Here is a 23,166-nt window from a genome sequence, read left to right on the forward strand (position 1 = left end):
CCGACGCACAAGCGCCAACCCGTTGCGCGGGCGGGCGCTTGTGCGCTTGCGGGGCGTCAGTGCCCGGCCCCTGGCGGACACCGCGGTGCCGCTCACGTCTGCCACTGCTGCACGGCAAAGTCGTGACGAATCAGGCGACTGTCCAGAAGGAAACGTTTGACGCCATCGAGGAGCTGGATGCCGGAGGACGGGAGTGCATCGCCCGGGTAGTTGGCAATGGGATGTGAAATCTTGACGGTTTCGATCGGAATGCCGCTCGTGCGCTGGTGAAAGTCGAAATAAGCGGCCGGATCGCGTTTGATGTCGGCGAGCGCATCGCGTCGCGCCCGGTTCCATGCGGCGGGCAATGCCGGGGCCTGATCGAGCACCTTGTCAGACGCCACGATGACCGACGACCCGAGCAATTCGGGATGCTGGGCCGCCTTGTCGATGACGGGATACCCCTGTGCGGCGAGCGTCGGCCCGAGATCCGATTGCGCCGCATAGGCGCCGATGGAACCGTGTTCGAGGGCAGCGCCGGCGTCGCGCCCGAGCATATGCACAACGCGCACACGCCCCGTCAGCCCTGCGCCGTCGAGCACGCCGAGCAGATACCGGTGGATGTACGAGCCGAGCGGCACCCCCACGGTCTTGCCTTCGAGCGCCTTGACGCTGCTCACGCCGCCGCGCGGGGTGAGCAGCCATGCCGCCAGCCCGATCTCCTCGAATCCGATCAGGCGCGCCTTGAGACCTTGAGAGCGCGCGACCACGGCGGGTGTATCGCCGTAAATGCCGACGTCGAGCGTTCCGGAGAAGAACGCTTCGTTCAGGTCGGGCCCGTTCGAAAACATGTCGAAACGGACGTTATCGAAACCCAATGGCGCCAGTTCGCGCAGCAGGTAGCCGCGATCGAGCGCATAGCCGGTCGGCGCGGCCGGCGCCCGGGCCGGACCGATGACACCGAAGCGCAACGTCTTGCCGCTGCCGTTTGCGATCGCCGCACGTGCGCCGCTGCCGGCCATCATCAGTCCCGCGGCTGCGCCTTTGAGTAGCGTGCGGCGCGTGCGGGACAGCCCCTTGTGTGTGTCTTTCGTCATCAATGTGCCTTCGTCAACAGAACATAACTGGCGTCGAGCGCCGCAGTGGAGTGTCGGCCGGGGCCCCAGCCGACGGCATCGCGATAGCTGCCCCAGGACACGTCGCGCAGGCGCTGCGCGTCGGTTTGCGTCGTTGCACGATCGGCCTGCGGGGCGACGAACAGGGCGTCCTCGGGGCAATACAACTCGCACATGAAGCACGTCTGGCAGTCGTCTTGCCGCGCTATGCGGGGAACACCGCCTTTGACCGCCTCGAAGACATTGGTCGGGCAGGCGCGCACACAGATGTTGCAGCCGGTGCAGCGGGCCTCGTTCACGATTTCGATCATGCGAGGGCTCCCTGGGCGATGGCGTCGGGTGTGGCACGCACCGTGACCGGCTGCCTGCGCACCCAGACGTCGTCGAGTCCGCCGCTCAGTAGCCGGTGATGCTGTGCGTCGTCCACAGCGGTGTGATCCACGCGTCGATGCATGCCGCGAGTTTCGGTGCGCGCTTGCGCGCTGCGATACATCCAGCGCGCAGTCGCAAGCATGGCGGCGGCTTCGCGTGCACGCACGGCCTCTTGCGCAGTGCCTGCCGGACTTCCGGAGCGCACGCGTTTCCATAGCGTGTCGAGCCGCGTTAGCGAATCGTCGAGCAGATCGGCCCGACGCCACCAGTTGCGCTCGAGCGGAAAGACTTCGTCCTGAACGACGCGGACGACTTGCGCGCTGTCGATGGCCTCGGATGACGACGACGCCTGTAGTCCCACGCCACCCGTGTGATAGAGCGAAACGGACGTCGCGCGACGGTTGTCCTTCGCAAAGGTCGCCGCCCCGGCGCCGGCCCAGAATCCCGACGACATGGCCCACGCGGCGTTATGGCTGCCGCCGCCGGTAAAGCCGCCGCAGATCAATTCGCGTGTCGCGGCGTCGCCGGCGGCGTAAAGCCCGGTTACCGAAGTGGCGCAATCGTGGTCCGTGACGTTGAGCCCGCCCGTGCCGCGTACCGTGCCCTCCAGGCGCAGCGTCACGGGAAAGTGTTGCGTGAAGGGATCGATGCCCAGCCGGTCGAACGGCAGGAAGAAGTTCGGCTGTGCCGTGCGCATCCAGGCCCGAATCTGATCGTCGGCCAGATCGAGGCAGCCGAAGACTTTCCCGGTGGTCAGTTCGCGGGCGATGACACCTCGCCCTCGCGCCGAACCCGCGCCTTCGATCTTCCGGCCGTCTTCATCGTAGAACGTCGCCCATTTGTAGAACATGGACTTGGTGACGGAGGCGAAGGCGGGGCCAAGACCATAGGCATTCGAGAACTCCATGCCCGAGAGCTCGGCACCCACCTCGGCGGCCATCAACTGGCCGTCGCCGGTGAGCACGTTGCAGCCCAGCGCCCGGCTCAGAAATGCGCAGCCGCCGGTCGCAATGACTACGGCGTTCGCACGCACGAGCCACGTCTCGCCGGTCTGGCGGTTGACGCCGGTCGCACCAGTCACGGCGCCATCGTCGTCGACCAGCAGTTCGAGGGCAGGGCTATGGTCGAGAATACGTGCGCCGCTTTCCTTGACCCGCTTGCGCATCAGGCGCATGTACTCGGGCCCCTGCACGGACGTGCGTTGCGACTGGCCGAACTCGTCGACCGGGAACGGGTAGCCCCATTGCGCGAGTTGCTCGACGTTGTCCCAGGTCTGATCGAGTACGCGATCCATCCATGCATGCTCGGCAAGTTGGCCGCCCATCTCGAAGCGGCTGGCCTTGGCGCGCTCGCGTGTCTGACCATCGTCCGGCACGTACCAGATCGCCGTACCCGAGGGCGCCGTTGCCCCGGAGGTGCCGCAGTAGCCCTTGTCAGCCAACACGACTGTCGCGCCTTTTGCGGCGGCACTGATGGCGGCCCATGTTCCCGCAGGGCCGCCGCCGATCACGAGCACGTCCGTGTCGTGACGCTTGCCGACAAAGGCGTCCGTGACTTTGCGCGATCTCGCTTCCGGGGTCGACCTCGATGTCACGCTCGATTCCACACTCGTCTTCATTTACTTACGCTCCTGAGTCGAATTTCCATATGCCCATCCATTACTAGGCGCGGTGCCGAAACGCGTTACGGTGGTCGACCGGCAAACGTTCCCGCTCATTCCCCCAAACTCTCGGTGTCATGCAGTTACCCTCCGCGTCTACACCCACGCCGCCCGCCGGCTACGCCAACGCTGCGCGCGACATTGCCGCGCAGGCCGCTTCGCATTTGCCCCTGCACGCGAATGGCCGCGATCTGACCGAGCGCCAGCGTGCGATCATCTGGACCGCCTTTCGCAACAACGCGGGCCTGCGCGAATGGCGCGACGACGTCCTTCTCGCCCTGATTCAGGCCGGTCGCCTGCAAACCTATCCCGACGCCACGCTCATCTACGCCGCCGGCGATCCATGCCCGGATGTCCACGTCATCCTGTCCGGTGTGCTCGAATGGGAGTGGACCAATCCAGAGGGCGGTCGCGCCGTCGAAGACTTCATTCCGCCGGGGGAGGTCGCCAATTTCATTGCGGTACTCACTGGGGAGACCTCCGTTCACCATCAACGCGCCCGGGGCCTTACCCGGCTCTTTCACATTCCCGCGCAGGCACTGCACGAACAGTTCGCACGGGACCCGACGCTCACCGCATCGCTGCTGCGCCTGATCGCCGGTCGCGCACGTGGCCTGCATGACCGGCTCGGTCGGCATAGCCTCCAGCCGTTTCGCGCACGTCTCGCGTATCAGCTACTGGCGCTGGCCCGGCGCTACGGCGTGCCCGACGCATCGGGCGTGACACTGAACCTCCGGCTGTCGCAGGAGGACCTCGCCGCCTTGCTGATGGCCTCGCGCCAGTACCTCAACCGGGAGTTCCGGTGGTTTCTGGACCGGCAACTGGTGCGCGTGCGCTACGGGCGCGTGACGTTGCTGGATATGGCAGCCTTGCAGGCGATCAGCGAGGGGCGGGATGTTGAGCCCTGACAAACGCGTCAGGACTATTGTGTGAGCGGCCGGGCGAGGCGATCTGTCGACAAGCCGACAGTGTTTCGCGGGATTTCTTCTACTTAAATTCCGATGCCGGGGGGCGGCGAGCCAGCCCGGCGGCGTGATCCGTGTGGGAGAGAAGCGGCGCAGGGGAAGGTGCGCAGGGAAGCAAGGAGGGAGGAAGGGAGGGCGAGGAAGGGCGATCAACGTCGCGAACCGTGCGCGCGAATGTGCGGTGCAGGCGAGGTGCAGGCGCGGCGGCGCGTGCCGCAAGGGCGACCGGGTCAATCAGCCCCCGCCGCGCCGGGGGCCTGGATCAGAACACCAGCGTCGCCGTCGCCATGAACGTCTTCGTACTCTTGAGGCGGTTCGTCGCGGTGATGGTCGGCACCCAGCGTGCGGAAAACGACAGCGGGTGTTTGCCGTCGAGCTTGGTGTCGTAGGTGACGATGGGGCCCAGCGCGAAGTCATGGCCCCGGAAGCCATTGAGCTGGTCGGCGGTGGGGCCGCTGTCGCTGCCCAACTGCTGGGTGGTGCCGAGGACCAGCCCGATGCCCAGTCCGTTCGAGAACTTCTTCAGTCCCATGACGTCGAGCGTGAAAAGCGGCGCGTTCTGGTAATCGGTGGCGGTGTTGCGCGTGTAGAACTGCACCCCGGCGATCACGTCGAATTCCAGATCGTAGGCCGGCACGAACTTCGTGTAGGCCACCTGCGGAATGAACGTCCAGTTATTCAGGCTCGGGTTGGCGAGGGCATTCGGATCGTAGCGCCCGGTCGGCGCCCAGATCGCCACCGAGAACGACATGTGGTCGGTCTTCGAGAAGTGATAGCCCGCGATGATCGGTGTGAATGTGATATCGAACAGGTTCGATGCGGTCTGCGACGTACTCGTGGAATTTCCGCGGCCGCCGCTCAGGGAAGCCGTCGCCTTTGTCCACAGATACGGCAATGTGAAGCTGGACGCGAAGTTCCACGCGCCGGTGCCCGTATTCCACGTCTTCATGAGGGTAGCGAGCGTGAACGACAGTTCGCCGTCCAGCCCGAGCGAGGTCTTGCCCGCAATCGGCACCTGACGGCTGCCGCTAATGTTGCCGTCGAAGTAGATTTCGGCCAGATTGACCGCCCAGATGGGTTCCGGCGAGACCACGCCGGCGTTTGGCTGCACCCCTGTGCCGCTCACAGGTCGCCCGAGCGCGCCTTCGGTCGCGCTGGCTGACGGTGCGATGGTGGCCAGCGTCATGATCGCGGCTCCCAGCGTCAGCGCCGGGCGCCATGGCCGCAATTGAGGGAATCGCTGGCGCACTGCGCATGCGTTCGTGGTCGACGTATCGGGCGTGGAGAGCGAATGCGCCATGGTCGTGGTCTCGGACATCATTGACGGGAACGGTTGTCGTTGTCTTAGTTGTTATCGGGCTTGCCTGCGAACCAGCGGAAGTACGGGTTGTCGCCATCCAGTCGCATGGCCGTGTTGAGTTGACGCGCCCACGTGCTGCGGTCGCCGTCGAGCGCGGCCAGCGACGCGCCGTAGAAGGCCCGCAACGCGTCGCGCGACCGGGTGAACTCGGCCTTGAGCGCATCGTCGGCGCCGACGACCGGCGGCTCGTTCTGCAAGGCGAGCAGGTTACGCAGCGTCGGGGCGAATGCCTGACGGCCCACCCACGGCGCGTATTCGATGCCGGGACGGTCGTCGGTGACGGGGGCGGCATCTTCCACGTAATAGGCGAGGCCGGAGCGGTCCGTCATCCAGGTGGCGAGCAGCGCGCCCGGCGAATCGATGCCGACTTCCTTGAGCGCCTGAGCCACGCCCGGCTGAGCAAAGCGCTGCCGGATCGACGCGGCGTCGAGCACCAACGGCGTCTGTCCGCCCACGAGCAGCATCTCGTGCAACTCGGTCGTCCACAGACTGGCGTGCGGGAAGACGGCGATGAAGCTGGCGATGAGGGCCTTCGTTTCGGCTTCGTTTTGCGTGGGCAATGGGAGCCATTGCGCTACGACGCCGCCATCGCGCAGGCGCGACGACGCGAGTCGGTAGAAGTCCGTCGAATAGAGATTCGCCACGCCCGCAGCGCTCGGCGGCGGCGGCTCCAGCGTGATCAGGTCGTACCGGTCGGTGCTGCGCAGCAGTTCGCGTCGGCCGTCTCGCACACGGATGTCCATGCGCTTGTCTTCCGCCACGCCGTAATTGCCTTTGAAGTGCGACGAGGCACGCACCACGCCCGGCAGCAGCTCGGCGGTGACACGCTGCGTGAGTCCCGGATATTGCAGCAGCGCGCCCGCCGTAATCCCGGTACCCAGGCCAATCACCAGGGCACTTTGCGGCTGCGTGCGAGCGACGATGAGCGGCAGGAGCGCCTGAAGGCGCATATAACGCAGCGAGGTCATGGCGTCGCCCGAATTCGACACGCCCTGAATATAGAGGCGCTCGAACCGGTGCGTGCCCGACGACTGACGCAGCACCGCGACGGTGGCGCCGCGGCCTTCCTCGTAGAACGTGAGTTCGCCGCCGCGTGCCTGCGAGAGCAATGTGGCGAGCCGTTGCGGCGGTGTCGCGACGGCAGCCGCACAGAGCAAGACCGTCAGCGCGACGACGCCGCCGCGCGACACGTTGCCTACCCCCGCCCCTCTCGATACGGCAATCAGCGCGACGACACACGCCACGCCAGCGAGCACGCCCAGCGTGCGCACCAATCCCAGCGACGGTACCAGCCAGAAACCCGTCACCAGCGAGCCGACGATGCCGCCTGCGGTGTTGAGCGCGACCACGCGTCCGACACCCCGGCCGACGTAACCGGCGTCGACGGCAATGCGCAGGACATAAGGGAATGCCGCGCCCAGCAGCAATGTGGGGAGGAACACCACGCCAAGGCCCGCCACCAGAAAGCGCGCGCACATGGCCACCGTGGTGCTGTGCGTGACCGAGTAGGCCACGCTCGCGAGCCAGCCTTGCGAGATGAAAATCCAGTCGCCCAGCCCGTAAAGCGTGCCCGCCGCAACGACGCCCGCACCGGCGACGAGGATCGCGAACATGCCCCACGGGTCGCGCGAGCGTTCCACTCGACGGGCGACCAGCGCGCTACCGAGCGTAAGGCCGCACAGGTAGGTCGCCAGCACGATGGCGAAGGCGAACGCCCGCGTGCTGATGAACTGAACGATGGCCTGCGACCACATCACCTCGTAGCCGAGCGCGACACCGCCGGCAGCAGCGTACAGCCAGACGGCAAGCGCGCCGCGCCGCCGCGCGAGCGACGTGTCGCTCGTCGAGGTCAGTACGTCGCTCTCAATCTCGACCGGCGTGAAGGGCAGCGTGGCCGACGCACGTCGCGACGCGATGAGCGCTGCGACGGCGAGCAGCACGTTCAGTGCTGCCGCTGCGAACGCTGCCCCCTGCATGCCGAGCGCGGGAATTAGCCAGAACGGCACGGCCAGCACACCGATGACCGCACCGATGGTGTTGGCCGCGTAAAGGCGCGCACCTACGTGGCCGACATGGCCGCCGATGGCGCCGCGCGAGCGCATGAGCACCGGTAGCGTTCCGCCCATGAAGACGGCCGGCAAACCCACGAGCAAAAACGGCAGCGCCCACGCGGCGATGCCCAGATGGGCTTCGAGCCATGCGAAGGGCGCGGCGGCGCGTGCGAGCATTAGCGTGCTGACGACCGCGCTCAGCGCGACCGCCGCCTCGAGCGCGGCGTAAAGACGCATCGGATTCGCGATGTCGTCGGCGCGGCGTCCGAAGTACCAGCCGCCCAACGCCAGTCCGCAGAAAAAGGCGCTGATGGCAATGGACACCGCATGCACCTCCACGCCGACGACGAGCGAGAGTTGCCGGATCCAGAGCATCTGAAATACAAGGGCCGAGGCGCCCGAGAGCACGAGCAGCAACGCCGGCCATGCCAGCGGCGGGGCCGCCGTCTCGATCGGAGAAGCCAGGGACGAAGAGGCAGAGGCGTCTGCCGCAGCGGGCGACGGGGCTGGCGGGGTGGAGGGATTAGGCGCGGTGGCCGATGCGGGCTTGCTGCCCTTGCGGCGGTCGCGAGGCGCGGGAATGGACGGAGAAGCCAGCATATCGGTCATGTCGCGCTTTGAATGTCGTATTGGGGTGACACAGGTGCCAGTGAAACCACCCGGCCGCGCCGGAAGTGAAGCGACTCCGGCGCGGCGGGCGTATTACCAGACTTGCGATCCGACTTACTCCAGACCGCGGTTCTTGAACGACTGATCGATCTTCTTGTCGACCTGCTTGCGCACCTGGTCCACGCTAAAGCTTGCTGGACGCTGGCTAGGCGGATAGTCGACGAAGGTCTCGAGGAATGTCGACGCCTTCATGGTCGCGATCGCCGTGAGGTACGCGTTCTTCGCAAGCCAGTCGTTGTACTGGTCGGACGTAATATCGGCACGCTCATACGGATCCATTCGCAGGTTGAATATCTTCGGCACCCGCAGGCAGACGAACGGTTCCTGCCAGATGTTGAAGTTACCCGGCGCTCGCTGTTCGCAGAACACGGCCTTCCAGTTGCCCCAGCGCATGGCGACCAGTTCCCCGTCATCGTTGAAGTAGTAGAACTCGTCGCGTGCACCCTTCGGCGACTTGCCGGTGAGGTAGGGCAACTGGTTGTACCCGTCGAGGTGATTGCGGAACTTGGTCTTGTTGCCCTTCGGTGTCCAACCCTTGAGCAGACGATCCTTGATGCCATCGTCGCCGGCAGCGGCGAGCAGTGTCGGGAACCAGTCGAGACCGGAGAAGATCTCGTTGGACACGCTACCCGGCTTGATCTTGCCCGGCCAGCGAATCATGGCGGGCACACGGAACGCGCCTTCCCAGTTCGAGTCCTTTTCGCTGCGGAACGGTGTCATTGCCGCATCGGGCCAGGTGAACATGTTCGGGCCGTTGTCCGTCGTGTAGATCACGATGGTGTTGTCCGTGATCTTCAGATCGTCAAGCAGTTTGAGCAGCTTGCCAACGTCCTGATCGTGTTCCCACATCCCGTCGGCGTACTCGTTGCCGGGCATGCCGCTCTTGCCTTTGAACTCAGGCCGCACGTGCGTGTAGATATGCATGCGCGTGAAGTTCATCCAGACGAAGAACGGCTTGTTCGCCTTGACCTGCTTCTGGATGAACTCGGCCGCCTTCGCGCCGGTTTCATCGTCGATGGTCTCCATGCGCTTCTTGTTGAGCGGACCGCTGTCCTGGACCTTGCCGTCCGACGTGCTGTGAATCACGCCGCGCGGCGAGAAGTTCTTCACATACGGATCGTTGGGGTCCTTCGGCCAATAGGGGCGCTCGGGCTCTTCTTCGGCGTTCAGGTGATACAGGTTGCCGAAGAACTCGTCGAAGCCATGGTTGGTCGGCAGGTACTCGTTGCGGTCGCCCAGGTGGTTCTTACCGAACTGGCCCGTGGCGTAGCCCAGCGGTTTCAGGGCCTCTGCAATCGTAATGTCACCCTTTTGCAGACCCACCTTCGCACCCGGCGCCCCGACCTTGGACAGCCCGGTACGCAGCGGTGACTGTCCGGTGATGAACGACGAGCGTCCCGCCGTACAACTATTTTCCGCGTAATAGTCGGTAAAGATCATGCCTTCCTTCGCAACCCGGTCGATGTTCGGCGTGCGATAGCCGACCAGCCCGTTGGAATAGGCGCTGATGTTGGTCTGACCGATATCGTCGCCAAAAATGACGAGGATGTTCGGTGGCTTGGTGCCGCTTTGCGCTGGCGCGTCGCCGGGCGCAACCAGCACGTACGCGGCCGTAACGGCGACCATCGCTGTGCTGGTAAAGCTGAAGACTCGTCTGAGTGAGAATGACATCTTCGTCTCCGTTAAGGGAAAGTCGAACGCGCGCCGTGCAAGCACTGCCGTTTCCTGCATAACCCCGATGCGCGGCGCAGTCGTGTCGCGTGAGTGCTGCTATTGCTGCCAATGCTGTTGAGGGTGTTGTCGGAACTTCTTCTTTAGCTTCGGGTTGGTGAGGAAATCGTCGGGAATCAATTCGGTGCTGCCGGGAACACGGTGGCCCAGTCGTCCTTCATGCTCACGACCGTCCAGCCTCGGGCCACGGCGGTGTCCCACGCACGGTCGAGCTTGCCGACTTTCGACTGGCGGTCGTACGCGAACTCTCGCGCAGCGTCGTCGTGATGAACCAGCAGGGCCAGGTGGGGACCTTTGCCGGTGGTCGTGTATTCGAGCATCTGAAGGTCTCCGTCCGAATTGCCGAACGCGAGAATCGGCTTGCGGCCGATGCGTCGGAAAATGCCGACCGGCTTGCCGGGACCGTCGTCGACGAAATCGACTTTGGGCTGCCGAATGAGTCGGCCTTGCCCGTCGCGACTCTCGTACTTCACACCTTCGTCGGTGCCGATGACCTGCTCGGGGGGCACGCCATACACGCGCTCCACCCAGGCGCGCATGAACTGCGTCGTTCCGCCGGAGACGATGTAGGTCTTGAAGCCGTTCGCACGCAGGTAGGCCAGCAGTTCCAGTTGAGGCTGGAACACGAGCGACGTGTACGGCCGATGCAGCGTGGGGTGCTTCGCGCTCGCGAGCCATGCGTCGATGCGTTTGTCGTAAGCCTCGACGTCCATGCCGCTATTTGCCGCCGCCAGCAATTGGAGCAGCGGCTTTTTCTGTGCGCTGAGCGCGGCGGTGTCGCCCGCCATGAGCGCGCGAAACGCCGGATTACGCTTCCATTCCGGGTGCGACGCCGCCTGCGCCTTGACCTGATCGATCATGAACACGAACTGGAAGTACAGCGGCTGTTCGCTCCACAGTGTGCCGTCGTTGTCGAACACGGCGATGCGTTCGGCAACAGGCACGAACTGCGGCGATCCTTCGCGGGTGACGTCGGTCACGAAGCGCACGATGGCCTGTTTAGCTGCCCCGTCGCGCCACGAGGGCAGGGCGTTCGTCGTGGCGACGGACTGTGCATGTTGTGGCGCGGTCGCGCTTGAGCTTGCCGACGTCGGCGGTGTACCGCAAGCGGCAAGCGACACGGCCAGCACCACGGCGGCTGACACACGCAGAGCGAGTCTTTCCATCCCCCATCCTTGTTTGTCGTATCGAATCATGGGTGTTCGCAGGCGCGAATGCAGATCCAGGCGTCAGCGCGCGGGCGTGTTCGATGCGAGCTTGTCTTGCGACGCCCGGCGCGAGGCCTGCCAGGCGTTCTCGTCCATCACCAGGCGGAAACCCAGGTGCGACATGCTGTTGTAGGGGTCGGTCCCGCGCCGGGCACTCGGCCGGTAGCTCAGGCAGTACGCCTCGTTACAGAGAAACGAGCCGCCGCGCGTCACGCGTTTGGGAGCCTGCACCGGTACGCCGGGATCTGCCGGGTCCCACGAGTCGGACGGCCCGGTCGGGTTGTCGGCCAGTTTGGTCGCCGCCGCCTCGCGCCGGAACTGGTCCGCGCGGTACCAGTCAGCCACCCACTGCCATGCATTGCCCGTCATGTCGGACAAGCCATATCCGTTGGGCGGGAACGTACCCACGGGGCTTGTGCCGACCGCGCCGCCGGCCTTCGGATTGACGACCGGGAAGGGTTGTGCCTGCTCGCCTTCCCAGACGTTGGCCATCTGCTTGCCGTTGGGGGCGAACGTCTCGCCCCAGGCGTACGTTGCCTGCTCAAGGCCGCCGCGCGCGGCGAACTCCCATTCCGCCTCGGTCGGCAGGCGCTTGCCCGCCCACTTTGCATACGCCTGGGCGTCTTCGAAAGAGACTTGCACGACGGGATGGTCGTCCTTGCCTACGATATTGGTGTCGGGGCCGCCGGGATGACGCCAGTCGGCGCCGGGCACGAAGCGCCACCACCGCGAATAGTCCTGTAGCGGCACGGGCTTGTCGGTGCCGACGAAAACCATCGCGCCCGGCACCAGCGCGCTCTCGGGCGGGCGTGGGGTGCCAGGCGGCAACTGAACGCGCAGCGTCTCCCAGTCGGGCTTGCGCTCGGCCGTCGTGACGTAACCCGTTGCGTCGACAAAGCGGCGGAACTCCGCGTTCGTCACGTGATGCTGGTCCATCCAGAAACCGTGGACGCGGGCAGGATGCGCGGGCTTTTCATTGGGCTGCGCCATCTTGCTGTCGCTGCCCATCAGGAACTGACCGCCGGGAATCCATGCCATGCCTTTCGGGCCGCGAACGCCGTCGCCAACGACGATCTTGATCTCACGCGGCGCGGCCGCGTCATTGCGCGTCATCGCCCATGACATGGCGCCGCCGGCTGCGACCGACACGCCGAGGGCCGCGCCGGCCCACATCAGAAATGTCCGCCGTCCTTTTGTTGGCACTGCCTGCGAAGCGACCTGCGTCTTGCCTGAAGCCGTGTCCTGTTGCGCGATTCGTTTGCGTCGTGACATGTCCCGAAACTCCTGGATTGCGCACCGGCATTTCTTGCCCGATGCCCCGGGGTGCGTGAATTGCCGGCCTGAGAATTGGCTTCAAGACTATTATCTAATTTGCGTAAACTCAATTGAAATTTTGAATACCTATGGAAATTAATCTTTGACGCAACTCGTTTGTTTGCTTAATGTTCGTGTGGTATCAGGGGTTCGAGGCGGCGCCGAGTTATTTTTAAAGTAATTTAAATTACCGGCATTATGAAAAATACGATTATCGAATTCGAGAAGCATATCGGCGAGGCGGTCGTCGGTCAGGAGGCGGTGGTCCGTCAGATCCTGATCGCACTGCTTGCCGACGGGCACGTGTTGCTGGAGAGTCTGCCGGGACTGGCCAAGACCCGCACCGTCAAGGCGATTGCGGCCCGTCTGGCGGCCACCATGCGTCGCATTCAGTTCACGCCGGACCTGTTGCCCTCAGACATTACCGGCGGTGAGACGCTGCTCCAGTCGGGCGCCGAACGCGTACTTCAGTTTCAGCCGGGGCCGATATTCGGTAACTTGATTCTTGCCGACGAAATCAACCGTGCACCGGCAAAAGTGCAGTCGGCATTGCTTGAAGCGATGGAGGAGCGCCAGGTCTCGGTCGCCGGAAAGACGCATGCCATGGCCGATCTTTTCATGGTGATGGCAACGCAAAACCCCATCGAGCAGGAAGGCACCTACCCATTGCCGGAAGCGCAGATGGATCGCTTCCTTTTAAAAATACTCATTACGTATCCAACGCCGCAAAGCGAGCAGGCTATGCTGCAACTGCTGCGCAACGAAACGAAAGAGACCCGGGCGGTCGAAGGAACGCTGTCGCAGGAAGACGTGTTTGCGGCGCGGCGTGAAATCCAGAATGTGACGGTGGCCCCCGCCATCGACGCGTACATCGTCGCGCTGGTCAACGGCACCCGTCATGGCATTGCCGGCGACGCCGATCTGGCGCGCTGGATCGAGGTCGGCGCGAGCCCGCGCGGCGCCATCGGGTTGGACCGCGCCGCTCGGGTGCACGCGTGGCTGGAGGACCGGAACTTCGTGACACCCGACGACGTGCGCGCGGTGGCGCATCCGGTTTTGCGCCACCGGATGGTGTTGTCTTACGACGCGAACGCCGACGGCATCGACGCCGATCAGGTCGTCGACCGTCTCGTGGAAACGACGCCGGTGCCTGCCTGAGCATATTGGGCGTATTGAGCGTATTCGGCTAACGCAGTCCAACCCCGGGGAGGGTGTCCATGGCCGCACCGCCGGCTTCGCCTGTCATCCGCCGTGAAGTCCCGGTCCACACCGTGGGTACGGTGCATGTCGACGTGCCCCATTTGATGCGACTGCGTTTTCGCGTGCACGGTATGAGTTTCGTTGCGCCTGCGCCTGTCACCAGCGTGCTCTCGGGCAATCACGCCTCGCGTTTGCGCGGCCGGGGCCTGAACTTCGACGAGATTCGCGGCTATGTACCGGGGGACGATATCCGGCATATCGACTGGCGGGCATCGATGCGTCTCGGACGCCCGCTCGTGCGCGCCTATACCGAAGAGCGCGACCGTCCGGTGCAGGTGGTGGTCGATCAGCGCATGAGCATGCACTTCGGCTCGCAGCGGGCGTTCAAGTCCGTCGTCGCGGCCGAAACTGCTGCGCTCGCGACCTGGATGGGCTACGCCGCAGGCGATCGCGTCGGCGGCGTGGTCTTCAATGACACGCGTGTCGAGCGCGTCCGGCCGCTGCGCAGTATGAGCCGCATTGCCCGATTGTTCGGCGCCATCGCCGAAATGAATGCTGAATTGCGCGCCGACAGTCCGGCACGGACGGATTACGCGCAACTCAATCTGGCGCTTGGCCAACTGTTGCATATGGCGCCGCACGATCATCTGATCTGTATCGTCAGCGACTTCGCCGGAGCCGATGCCCGAACGCAGGCGCTGCTGCGCCAACTGAGCGTGCACAACGATGTCGTCGCGGGCCTCGTCTTCGATCCGTTGTGGCAGCACGTGGACGAGCGCAGCGCGCTGGTGGTGAGCGAAGGGCATCTCCAGGTGGAGTTGCGTATCGCCAGCGAACGGGTTCGCACACCGTTGGCCGCCTTCTTCAAAGGACGCACGGCGGAAGTCGCCGAACTGTTGCGCCTGAGCGGCGTGCCGTGGATGCCGCTCTCGAGTGCGGAGCCCGCCGTCGATCAGGTGCGCCGGCTGCTTGGCGCGCGCCATACGACGGCACATGGAGGTGGCCTATGAGCGATGCGGCTCAGGCGACCCCGATGACGGCGGACTTTCCGAGCGACGTGCCCGAGACGATGGACGTGTCCGTGGCATTGACGGGGCTGGACGAACTGCCGCTGCCGCCGCCCGTGTCGTATATGCCGCAGACGTGGGGCTGGGGCGTCGTGGCAGTGCTGATTCTGCTGGGCGTGGCGTGGTGCGTCTGGCGCGCGTGGCGGCGATACCGGCGCGACCATTACCGTCGTCTGGCGTTGGCCGAGCTGGAACGGCTCGCCGCGATGTCGCGCGAGCCGGGCCGCCGCACGATTGCCGTCGCATCGATGGCTGTGTTGCTCAAACGTACGGCGCTGGCGGCTTATCCCGGCGCGAACGTCGGGGCGATGCGTGGCGCGACCTGGATCGAATTCCTCAACCGCCATCGCGGCCGGTTCGAAGCGCGCGACGGCCAGTACCTGGCGATGGCCAGCTACGCGCCGCGTGGCGTGGACGACACGCCGCAGGGCGAGATCGACGCGCTGATGCAGCGCGCCCGTCAATGGATACATGACCACCATGTGGAAGTTTGATCTGCCGTGGATGCTCGCGTTGTTGCCGCTGCCGATACTGGTCGCGTGGCGGGCGCCGCCGTATCGGGCGATGGCGCTTGCCGTGCGCACGCCGTTCTTTCACGAAATGGCGCAGGCGGCCGGTGAGCGTCCGTCGCCCGGTGGCGTACATCTGCGCCGCAACTGGCTGCAATGGCTGCTGTTGCCGCTGGCGTGGGCGCTCGTGGTGTTGGCCGCCGCCCGGCCGGTACACGTGGAAGCGCCGATCACGCATGAGACACCGGCGCGCGATCTGATGCTCGCGATCGACCTGTCCCAGTCGATGGAGACGACCGACTTCGTGAGCGCTGCCACCGGTGAGCGCACCGACCGGCTGACGGCGGTCAAGCACGTCGTGGCCGATTTCATCGCCAAGCGCCGGGGCGACCGCATCGGATTAGTCGTGTTCGGCGACGCGGCCTATCCGCAGGCGCCGCTCACGCTCGATCACGACAGCGTGATGATCCTGCTCGATCAGATGCAGATCGGCATGGCAGGCCCTCGCACGGCACTGGGCGACGCCATCGGCCTGACCGTCAAACTGCTCGCGGACTCGAAGGCGCCGGAGAAGGTGCTGATTTTGCTCACCGACGGCAACGACACCGCGAGCAAGATCCCGCCGGATCAGGCCGCGCGGATCGCCAAGACGCATGGGCTGGTGATTCACACCATCGGCATCGGGGACGCCAACGCCACCGGCGAAGATCGTGTCGATCTGGCGGCCCTGCAGCGGATTTCGAGCGCCACGGGGGGGCGCTCCTATCAGGCTTTCGGACGCGAACAGGATCTGGCCGACGTCTACACGCAGCTCGATCGGCTAACGCCCGAGCGCATCAAGCAGGACGTCTATCGTCCACAGACGGAGTACTTCTGGGTACCGCTGGGGCTCGCCTTGCTGATCGTGGCGGCGTATCACCTTTTTGCCATGCTCAGTGCCGTCGTTCGGGGGGCTGCGCATGGAAATTGACGTCAGCGCCTTCCACTTTCTGCGCCCGATCTGGCTATGGCTGCTCGCGCCCGCGCTCGTGTTGCCCTTCGTCTGGCGAAGGCGCAGCGACGTTCGTGCGCGCTGGCGGAAATTCATCGCACCTGCGCTGCTGGAGCACCTCCTGGTCGGCGACACACGCTCGTATCGGTTGCAACCGGTGCACACGCTCGCGATCCCGCTCGCGCTCGGCGCCCTGGCGGCGGCCGGACCGACGTGGGAGCAGGTGCGCCCGCCGTTCAGCCAGGACAAGGCGCCGATGGTGATTGCATTGGCGTTGAACCGGTCGATGGACGCTACGGACGTGCCGCCAACGCGGCTCGAGCGCGCCAAAGCCAAAGTACTCGATATCGCCCGCGCACGTCAGGGGGCTCGCACCGGGCTGGTTGTCTATGCGGGCACGTCGCATCTGGTCGTGCCGCCCACCGAAGACCCCGCGATGCTTGAGCTGTACGTGCCGGCGCTGGCCACGGGCCTGATGCCCAAAGACGGCAAACGCATGGATCTCGCTCTCGATGTTGCACAGCGTCTGCTGGCGCACGACACGGCGGCGGGCACGATCGTATTCATCGGCGACGGGTTCGATGCGGCGTCGCGCGATGCCTTCGTCGCCAGCGCCAAAGCCTCGAAGCAGCAGTTGTTGTGGCTCGCGGCAGGCACCTCGAAGGGTGGTTCGGTGCGCAATGCCGATGGCACGATTGCGACGGACGCCAACGGATATCCGGTGACCGCCGGTTTCGACGCCGGCGGCATTCGCCAATTGGCCCGCGATGCAGGCATTCCGCTCGCGAGCCTGCGCGCCGACGGCGACGACGTCGTGTGGGTGCAGCGCCGTGCACAGACCTACTTGACCGAGATGGACGAAGCGCATCGCGAGCCGCGATGGCAGGAGAACGGTTTCTGGCTTGTGGTGCCGGTCTTGCTGCTGGTGTTGGCGTCGTTCCGCCGGGGCTGGACGGTGAAGTGGCTCCCGATCGTGCTGTTGTCGTTGGCGTTCGCCGCGACGCCGGACGTCGCGCATGCGGCCGAGGCCGCGCCCCAGCACACCGGCTGGCGATGGATCGATGCCTTTGCCACGCGAGACCAGCAAGGCCGCTGGTACTTCTCCCGGGGAGAGTACGCGAAGGCGGCGGCCAGCTTCCAAGACCCCATGTGGAAGGGCCGCGCGCAGTACGCCGCCAAGGACTACAGCGACGCGCTCGCCACGTTCTCTCAGGTCTTCGCCCAGCAAAAGCGTGACACGGCCGCGTTCTACATGGGCAATGCGCTCGCGCATCTGGGCGATTATGCGGGCGCCATCAAGGCCTACGAGATCGCGCTCAAACTGCATCCGGGCTGGGCGGAGGCGAGCGCCAATATCGCCTTGATGAAGGACCTGCTCAAGGCCGACGAACAGCAGGAGGATGCGACCCAGCAGCCGTCGCAGGGCGAGCAGAAGGTGGACCCGAAGAAGGGGCAGGGCAAGACGCAGACGGTGGTGTCGCTGGCGCCGTCGGAGGACGTGTGGATGCGCGGGCTCAATACGTCGCCCGCCATGTTCCTGCGTCAGCGCTTCGCGCAGGAAGCGGCCGCGCCACCGCCCAGATCGACGGCGCGAGAGGCGGCGGCGGTGAGCGCCACCAGTGCCAGCGGTGCGCCGAGTGCGGCCAGTGCGGCCAGTGCGGCGAAGGCAGGTACGCCATGAGAGATTTCGTTGCCCGCTGGTGCCGTGTTGTCCGTATTGTCCTTATTGTCCGTGACCTCCATGTTGCCCGTATGGCTCGTGCCGTGCTGATGGTGCTGGGCATGTGCGGTGCGCTGGGCGTCGCCGGTGCCTCGAACGCGGTCGCCGACGAGCCGCCGAAGACGATGATTCGCGCGCACCTCGAACCGGCGGGCAATGTGGTCGCGGGCACGCAGGTCAAGCTCGTCGTCGATATCCTCACGACCACATGGCTGAGCGACGCCCCCGACTGGCCCTTGTTCGACATGCCCGGGGCGATTGTCACGCTGCCTGACGAGCAGGCGCGAAATCTCAGTGAAATGATCGGCGACCAGCGCTGGTTCGGCGTGAGTCGCGCTTACCGTATTGCGCCGCAGGCGGGGCAACGTTACACCACCCCGGTGTTCGACATCCACGTGCAACCCGGTGGGGCTACGGCCCCGGTCACGTTGAAGACACCTTCGCTCTCATTCGTTGCGACGGTGCCGCCGGGGGCAGAGGGCATGAAGGTGTTTTTCCCGACGAGTGGCCTGTCGGTGACGCAGAAGATCGACCCGTCTTCCTCACACGTTCAGGTTGGCGACACGATCACGCGTACGGTCACACAGCGGGCTACGGGCACCGAAGCGATCCTCATTCCTCCGGCGCCGCTGGCCGACGTGGACGGAATGCAACGGTATGCGCGCCCCGCCACGACGCACGACGACCTGCAAGGCGGGCGCGAACTGGTCGCCGGGGTCCGGACGGATTCGGCAATGTACGTCGTCAACCGGTCGGGTCACATCGAGCTGCCCGCCATCGACATCGAATGGTGGAATACAACGTCGAACCGACGCGAAAAGGTCACGCTGCCCGCAGTCTCGGTGAGCGCGCGCGGGGCGCATGAAACGCCGTTGTTCGAGATTCCGGTGGAAGCCGTCGGACGCGCCGCTCGCCGCGTGATCGTGCTCGATCGCTCGGACCTGTGGGTCGCGGGCGCAGGCGTTGCACTGGTATTGGGGTTGCTATGGATCGGACCGCGTATTGTCGGAGCAGGGCGACGTGCCCGGCAGCATCTCCGTGCGTGGCGCAACGCGATCACCACTGGCGAGCCGCATGCCTGGCGTCAGTTGCAGCGCGAGGCACGCACCGGTTCGTGGCAGGCGTTCGTCAGCGCGTTGTACGGTTGGCTGGACCGCCGCGCGTCGGCGCGTGGCCAACCGCCGACCGGATTGAGCGAGGCGGGCGGATCGTGCGCCGATGCTTCCGAAGAGATCGCCGCGTTGCGCAAGGCCGTATATGCGCGATATTCGCCGAATCCTCCGGACCGTGTCGATTCGTCGCTGGCACCCACGTTAAAGACCATCCGCAAACAGATGAATCGAGCCTCACGTCGGTCGACCCGGACCGACGACCTGCCGCCGTTGTACGCTCCGGTGCCGTCGCACCGCCCCAGCCGTCGCTCTCCCAATTGACGAGGAGCTCCGATGCCACGTTCTTCCCCGCACTTCGACGACGCCACGCTGAACCTGCTCTACGCGGCCGCGCGTCAGGCCGATGCCGCCCATCGCGACTCGAACACGGCGTTTCTCGATCAGTTCATTCGCGACGCGCTTCGCACGACGCATCGCCTGCACAGCGCGCAGACCTATTTACGCGTGCTGGCGGGCGCAGGGATCGAGCGTCTGCCCAGTGCAGGCACCGTTCAACGTGCCATCACGAGAGCCCGTACCGGGACGGCCAGCGAGACGGGAGATCCAGGCGGGCTGGGAATGCGCGCCGCAGCGCAGCAAACCCTGGCCCAGCATGTGGCGCGAGTCATGGCATTGCTCAGCCCCGACGGCAGCGGACTTCAGGCGATCGATCATGCGGGCGAGCCGCCGTTCGATGCCGCAGATGCCTACCGGCGCCTGCAGCGCCTCGAGGGCGAGAATCGCGCCCTGCGTGTGCGCGCGGAAGAACTGACGGCCATGTTGATGGCCGCTCGCGTGGCACTGGCCGAAGCCCTGAGCCACCACGGATCCCGACCCGATGGCCTGCCCGCGACGGGAGCGCGCCACGCGCCGTCCCGACGTGAGACCGGCAAGAAGACCTGACGACGATGTCGAATGGCGCTCTGATGCGGTGCTTGCCAGCGTTGGCGCTATGCGTGGTCTGTCAGATGTCGGCCGTCGAGCCGCCGGCGAGGGATATCGACAGCGCATTGACGCAGTGTCTGGATGCACCGGACAAGCAGTCCACCGGCGATCAGGACGCGTGCATCGTCGAAGCGACGCGCGTCTGAACGCCAGCTACCGGGCGTTGCAGGCGGAATTGCCCCCAATCAATCGGTGCGCCGCACCCGGACCAACAACCACGCCATGATGGCCGTAACGAGCGCCGTGGCGACAACCGCTTTCCATATCGAGTGCGTCGTCGCCCAAGTGCCGACCGCGACCCCGGCGAACACGAAGATCGCGACCCATTCCAGTACTTTGTCCAGCGTGTTGGGGGAGCGGTACTGATGAGCATCCGCGACCGGAAAGCGGCCAGAGGCCACGGGTCGTGCACGCGGCGCACACGCCGGAAAGGCTTCGACCAGCGCTTTGCTGGGCCACGGATTGACCTCGGCGCGCCGATTGCCGACGCCGCTTGCTTGCCAGACGGCGTCCGTATCGGCGGCACGCTTCAGTTCCTCGGCGTCCTGCGCCAGTCCGGGCGCGACGTGCGTGCCGTGATCCAGTGCTGCCATTTGCTCCATTTCGGTCGTCATGCCCGCGGTGGCATCGGTCACGTCCGGCAGGCCGCTCGTGCGAATGAGGATGAAGTCGCCGTACGCCGAGGCGATATGGTCGACGAACGCGTCGAAGATCGGGCGATAGCGCTCACCGATCAGGGCGATAACGTTCTCGCGACGCCGCGCAGCCCGTTCGAGCGCGAGGCCTTTGGTCGTCACGAGGTAGGGATACTTTGCATCCCGCTCGTCCTGCGTGGCGCCCTCGAGAAACTCCTGAATCTCGGTGGCATCGTCCTCGGGATCGAAATCGTCGATGACGCAGGCGAAACGGATGTCTTCTACGGCGAACAAAACCCGCCAGAACAGCGGGAAATAGGCGTTGGCTTCGAGTGACGGGCCATCGGCGCTGAAATAGGTTTTCAGTTCGCCTTTACGGCCCTCCGGCATGCGTGGCCACGGCGGACTCTCGAGAAAGACAGGATGGGACATGTCTTGAGCCTTCGGCTAAGTGGGTCGGTGCATCGGAACAGGGCACGCCAATACGCGGGAGTCCGAATCGAGCGGGCCGGGAAAATTCTGTCTGAAATGCCCGTGTTTGTCATCCATGCATGGGCGTGTCGGCTGCATGCATTTGCATTAAAATTCCGGAAATATCGAAATAACGAAAGCGCGTTAAACGTGTGGGAATTCAATGCCCGATGCCATGCAAACCCATCTGAACGATGCCGATGCCGTCCAGGCCCTCGCTGCGCTGGCGCAAGGCAATCGACTCGCCGTGTTCCGGCTGCTGGTCGTGGCAGGCCCCGAGGGACTGCGCGTGGGCAACATCGCCGAAACGCTGGGTCTTCCCAACGCCACGCTGTCCTTTCACCTCAAGGAACTTGCCCACGCGGGCCTCATCACCTCGCGACAGGACGGCCGGTATATCTACTACGCGGCGTCCATCGACCGGATGAACGCCCTGATCGGTTTTCTGACCGAGAACTGTTGCCAGGGCGTGGCGGGGCTTTGCGAACGATCGTCGCCCCGCAAGTGCTGAGGGGCACCGCATGCGCCGCACTCGCGGCGCTCGCCTCATGCCAGTGCGCGACCGGCTACCGGCTCGTCGGGGCGGCACCCACGGCAAGCGCGGACAGGTCCGTCGTCGGATCCAGCGGCTTGCCCGCCTTGACGCGCTCGCTGTAGCGGTCTACGAGATACTCGCGCTTCTCACGCAACAGCAGCGTGAACTTCACAAGCTCTTCCATTACGTCGACCACGCGATCGTAATAGGCCGACGGTTTCATGCGTCCCGCCTCGTCGAACTCTTGAAACGCCATGGCGACGGACGATTGATTCGGGATCGTGAACATGCGCATCCACCGACCGAGCTGGCGCAACTGGTTGACCGAATTGAACGATTGCGAGCCGCCGCTGACCTGCATGACGGCCAGCGTGCGGCCTTGCGTTGGGCGAATCCCGCCCATGAACAACGGCAGGTGATCGATCTGGTTCTTGATGACGGCCGAAATCGTGCCATGACGCTCCGGGCTGCACCAGACATGGCCTTCCGACCAGACCGAAAGATCACGGAGCGCTTTGACTTTGGGGTGCGCGTCGCCTGCGACGTCGTCGGGCATCGGCAACCCGCGCGGATCGAAGATGCGCACGTCTGCCCCCATTTGCGTAAGGAGCCGCGCGGCTTCCTGCGTGAGCAGTCGTGAGTAGGAGCGTTCCCGAAGCGATCCATACAGCATCAGAATGCGCACAGGCGGTGCATCCGGCATGCCTAACCGGGAAGCGATGGACGTGTCGAGATAGTCCGGTTTCACGGCAGGAAGGGAAGTCGAAAGCGGGGCGGGGTGGGCAGGCACGACAGACATGGTGGGCATCCGGAATTTAATACAACGTTTCCAATAATATGGAAACGTTCGGTCGGATGCAAGAAAACCCCGATGCTCAGGGGGTTCATCGGCGAGCTTCAGCGCGATTGCGTCACCACGAAGTGCTTCACGCCGATATGCGGTGGAAACTATTTTTGAGGGAGGAAGCGAAAACTCGGCTACCCGGCCGACGGGCGGCCGGATCCTTGCCTCAGATCCACTGATCGTTCGCGACGGTGCGCTCGGTGGCGGCGCCATCGCCGGTATTCGCGACGCCGCGTGGCTCGATCAGCAAGAGTTTCACTTCGGTCAGCGCGCACGGCTTGTGCTCCACGCCCTTCGGCACGACACCCATCTGACCGGCGCGAAGCTGCATCGAGCCGTCTGCGGCGGGACCGCCCCGGAAGTCGATACGCAACTCGCCCTCCAGCACGATGAAGGTTTCGTCGGTGTCAGCGTGCTGGTGCCAGACGAACTCGCCTTGTAGCTTGACGACCTTGAACTGGTAATCGTTCATTTCGGCCACGACGCGCGGTTGCCAGTGACCGTCGATCAGGGCAATTTTCCCTGCAAGATCAATCGCTTCGCATTGACCGCGCGACGCAGGTGCGCCATGGGCATGGGGGGATGCAGACATCGTTCTCTCCGTTGTTGGGGTGACGACGTCGAAAATATGTCGTGCCGGGCGGGGCGTATTGAACGATCGTGGGTGGAGGGAT

21 protein-coding genes are annotated in these 23,166 nt (G+C 64.9%); 10 read left to right on the top strand and 11 right to left on the bottom strand.

What is annotated here, in order from left to right; all coding sequences use genetic code 11:
- Nucleotides 1-92 precede the first annotated feature (92 nt).
- Genes UC34_RS12045 through UC34_RS12055 form a run of 3 tightly spaced genes read right to left on the bottom strand, consistent with a single transcriptional unit; the run spans nucleotide 93 to nucleotide 3,084 of the window.
- Nucleotides 93-1,076, bottom strand: a complete 984-nt coding sequence (locus UC34_RS12045) for an ABC transporter substrate-binding protein (protein ID WP_044455737.1) — start codon at nucleotides 1,074-1,076, stop codon at nucleotides 93-95.
- Nucleotides 1,076-1,405: a 4Fe-4S binding protein gene (locus UC34_RS12050; protein WP_044455738.1), complete on the bottom strand. Its 330-nt coding sequence runs from the start codon at nucleotides 1,403-1,405 to the stop codon at nucleotides 1,076-1,078. Before UC34_RS12050 ends, UC34_RS12045 begins: the two co-directional genes overlap by 1 nt.
- Nucleotides 1,402-3,084, bottom strand: coding sequence for an FAD-dependent oxidoreductase (locus UC34_RS12055; RefSeq protein ID WP_044455739.1), 1,683 nt, complete (start codon nucleotides 3,082-3,084; stop codon nucleotides 1,402-1,404). Before UC34_RS12055 ends, UC34_RS12050 begins: the two co-directional genes overlap by 4 nt.
- A 119-nt stretch (nucleotides 3,085-3,203) precedes the next feature.
- Here UC34_RS12055 and UC34_RS12060 point away from each other — a divergent pair, with 119 nt between their 5' ends.
- On the top strand, nucleotides 3,204-4,034 hold the full coding sequence (locus UC34_RS12060; RefSeq protein WP_052811010.1) for a Crp/Fnr family transcriptional regulator: 831 nt from the start codon (nucleotides 3,204-3,206) through the stop codon (nucleotides 4,032-4,034).
- Between the two features lie 319 nt (nucleotides 4,035-4,353).
- On the opposite strand, the gene UC34_RS12065 is transcribed toward UC34_RS12060, so the two are convergent.
- The 5 genes from UC34_RS12065 to UC34_RS12085 all read right to left on the bottom strand — a co-directional run bounded on the left by UC34_RS12065 (nucleotide 4,354) and on the right by UC34_RS12085 (nucleotide 12,283).
- Nucleotides 4,354-5,277: a SphA family protein gene (locus UC34_RS12065; protein ID WP_044458072.1), complete on the bottom strand. Its 924-nt coding sequence runs from the start codon at nucleotides 5,275-5,277 to the stop codon at nucleotides 4,354-4,356.
- Between the two features lie 158 nt (nucleotides 5,278-5,435).
- Nucleotides 5,436-8,111 carry a fused MFS/spermidine synthase gene (locus UC34_RS12070; RefSeq protein ID WP_237165295.1) on the bottom strand — a complete coding sequence of 892 codons (2,676 nt, stop codon included), beginning with the start codon at nucleotides 8,109-8,111 and terminating at the stop codon, nucleotides 5,436-5,438.
- A gap of 114 nt (nucleotides 8,112-8,225) precedes the next feature.
- Entirely contained in the window at nucleotides 8,226-9,797 is a 1,572-nt protein-coding gene (locus UC34_RS12075; RefSeq protein WP_044455740.1) for an arylsulfatase, read from the bottom strand.
- A gap of 221 nt (nucleotides 9,798-10,018) precedes the next feature.
- Nucleotides 10,019-11,068 carry an HAD family hydrolase gene (locus tag UC34_RS12080; protein ID WP_157123168.1) on the bottom strand — a complete coding sequence of 350 codons (1,050 nt, stop codon included), beginning with the start codon at nucleotides 11,066-11,068 and terminating at the stop codon, nucleotides 10,019-10,021.
- Nucleotides 11,069-11,131: 63 nt separating this feature from the next.
- Nucleotides 11,132-12,283, bottom strand: coding sequence for a formylglycine-generating enzyme family protein (locus tag UC34_RS12085; RefSeq protein ID WP_044455742.1), 1,152 nt, complete (start codon nucleotides 12,281-12,283; stop codon nucleotides 11,132-11,134).
- A gap of 339 nt (nucleotides 12,284-12,622) precedes the next feature.
- On the opposite strand from UC34_RS12085, the gene UC34_RS12090 reads away from it, so the two are divergent.
- The 8 genes from UC34_RS12090 (at nucleotide 12,623) to UC34_RS25390 (ending at nucleotide 20,153) form a co-directional block, all read left to right on the top strand.
- On the top strand, nucleotides 12,623-13,582 hold the full coding sequence (locus UC34_RS12090) for an AAA family ATPase (protein WP_044455743.1): 960 nt from the start codon (nucleotides 12,623-12,625) through the stop codon (nucleotides 13,580-13,582).
- Nucleotides 13,583-13,728: 146 nt separating this feature from the next.
- A complete protein-coding gene (locus UC34_RS12095; protein ID WP_418303939.1) occupies nucleotides 13,729-14,634 on the top strand; it encodes a DUF58 domain-containing protein in 906 nt (301 codons plus the stop codon).
- Nucleotides 14,631-15,185, top strand: a complete 555-nt coding sequence (locus UC34_RS12100; RefSeq protein ID WP_052811011.1) for a DUF4381 domain-containing protein — start codon at nucleotides 14,631-14,633, stop codon at nucleotides 15,183-15,185. The genes UC34_RS12095 and UC34_RS12100 overlap by 4 nt, the downstream gene beginning before the upstream one ends.
- A complete protein-coding gene (locus tag UC34_RS12105; RefSeq protein ID WP_044455745.1) occupies nucleotides 15,172-16,170 on the top strand; it encodes a vWA domain-containing protein in 999 nt (332 codons plus the stop codon). Before UC34_RS12100 ends, UC34_RS12105 begins: the two co-directional genes overlap by 14 nt.
- On the top strand, nucleotides 16,160-17,872 hold the full coding sequence (locus tag UC34_RS12110) for a VWA domain-containing protein (RefSeq protein ID WP_084071010.1): 1,713 nt from the start codon (nucleotides 16,160-16,162) through the stop codon (nucleotides 17,870-17,872). The genes UC34_RS12105 and UC34_RS12110 overlap by 11 nt, the downstream gene beginning before the upstream one ends.
- 71 nt (nucleotides 17,873-17,943) lie before the next feature.
- Entirely contained in the window at nucleotides 17,944-19,344 is a 1,401-nt protein-coding gene (locus UC34_RS12115) for a BatD family protein (RefSeq protein ID WP_052811012.1), read from the top strand.
- 12 nt (nucleotides 19,345-19,356) lie between these two features.
- The gene (locus UC34_RS12120; RefSeq protein WP_044455746.1) at nucleotides 19,357-19,965 is read left to right on the top strand and encodes a hypothetical protein; all 609 of its coding nucleotides are present in this window, start codon (nucleotides 19,357-19,359) and stop codon (nucleotides 19,963-19,965) included.
- Nucleotides 19,966-19,970: 5 nt separating this feature from the next.
- Nucleotides 19,971-20,153, top strand: a complete 183-nt coding sequence (locus UC34_RS25390; RefSeq protein ID WP_157123169.1) for a hypothetical protein — start codon at nucleotides 19,971-19,973, stop codon at nucleotides 20,151-20,153.
- 39 nt (nucleotides 20,154-20,192) lie between these two features.
- On the opposite strand, the gene UC34_RS12125 is transcribed toward UC34_RS25390, so the two are convergent.
- Nucleotides 20,193-21,074, bottom strand: coding sequence for a hypothetical protein (locus UC34_RS12125; RefSeq protein ID WP_157123171.1), 882 nt, complete (start codon nucleotides 21,072-21,074; stop codon nucleotides 20,193-20,195).
- 226 nt (nucleotides 21,075-21,300) lie between these two features.
- On the opposite strand from UC34_RS12125, the gene UC34_RS12130 reads away from it, so the two are divergent.
- Nucleotides 21,301-21,624, top strand: a complete 324-nt coding sequence (locus tag UC34_RS12130; RefSeq protein ID WP_174556789.1) for an ArsR/SmtB family transcription factor — start codon at nucleotides 21,301-21,303, stop codon at nucleotides 21,622-21,624.
- 55 nt (nucleotides 21,625-21,679) lie between these two features.
- On the opposite strand, the gene arsH is transcribed toward UC34_RS12130, so the two are convergent.
- A complete protein-coding gene (gene arsH, locus UC34_RS12135; protein ID WP_044458078.1) occupies nucleotides 21,680-22,447 on the bottom strand; it encodes an arsenical resistance protein ArsH in 768 nt (255 codons plus the stop codon).
- Between the two features lie 211 nt (nucleotides 22,448-22,658).
- Nucleotides 22,659-23,084, bottom strand: a complete 426-nt coding sequence (locus UC34_RS12140; protein ID WP_044455748.1) for a cupin domain-containing protein — start codon at nucleotides 23,082-23,084, stop codon at nucleotides 22,659-22,661.
- Between the last annotated feature and the right edge of the window lie 82 nt (nucleotides 23,085-23,166).

It is taken from the genome of Pandoraea vervacti, assembly GCF_000934605.2.
In the GTDB taxonomy this organism is placed as follows: domain Bacteria; phylum Pseudomonadota; class Gammaproteobacteria; order Burkholderiales; family Burkholderiaceae; genus Pandoraea; species Pandoraea vervacti.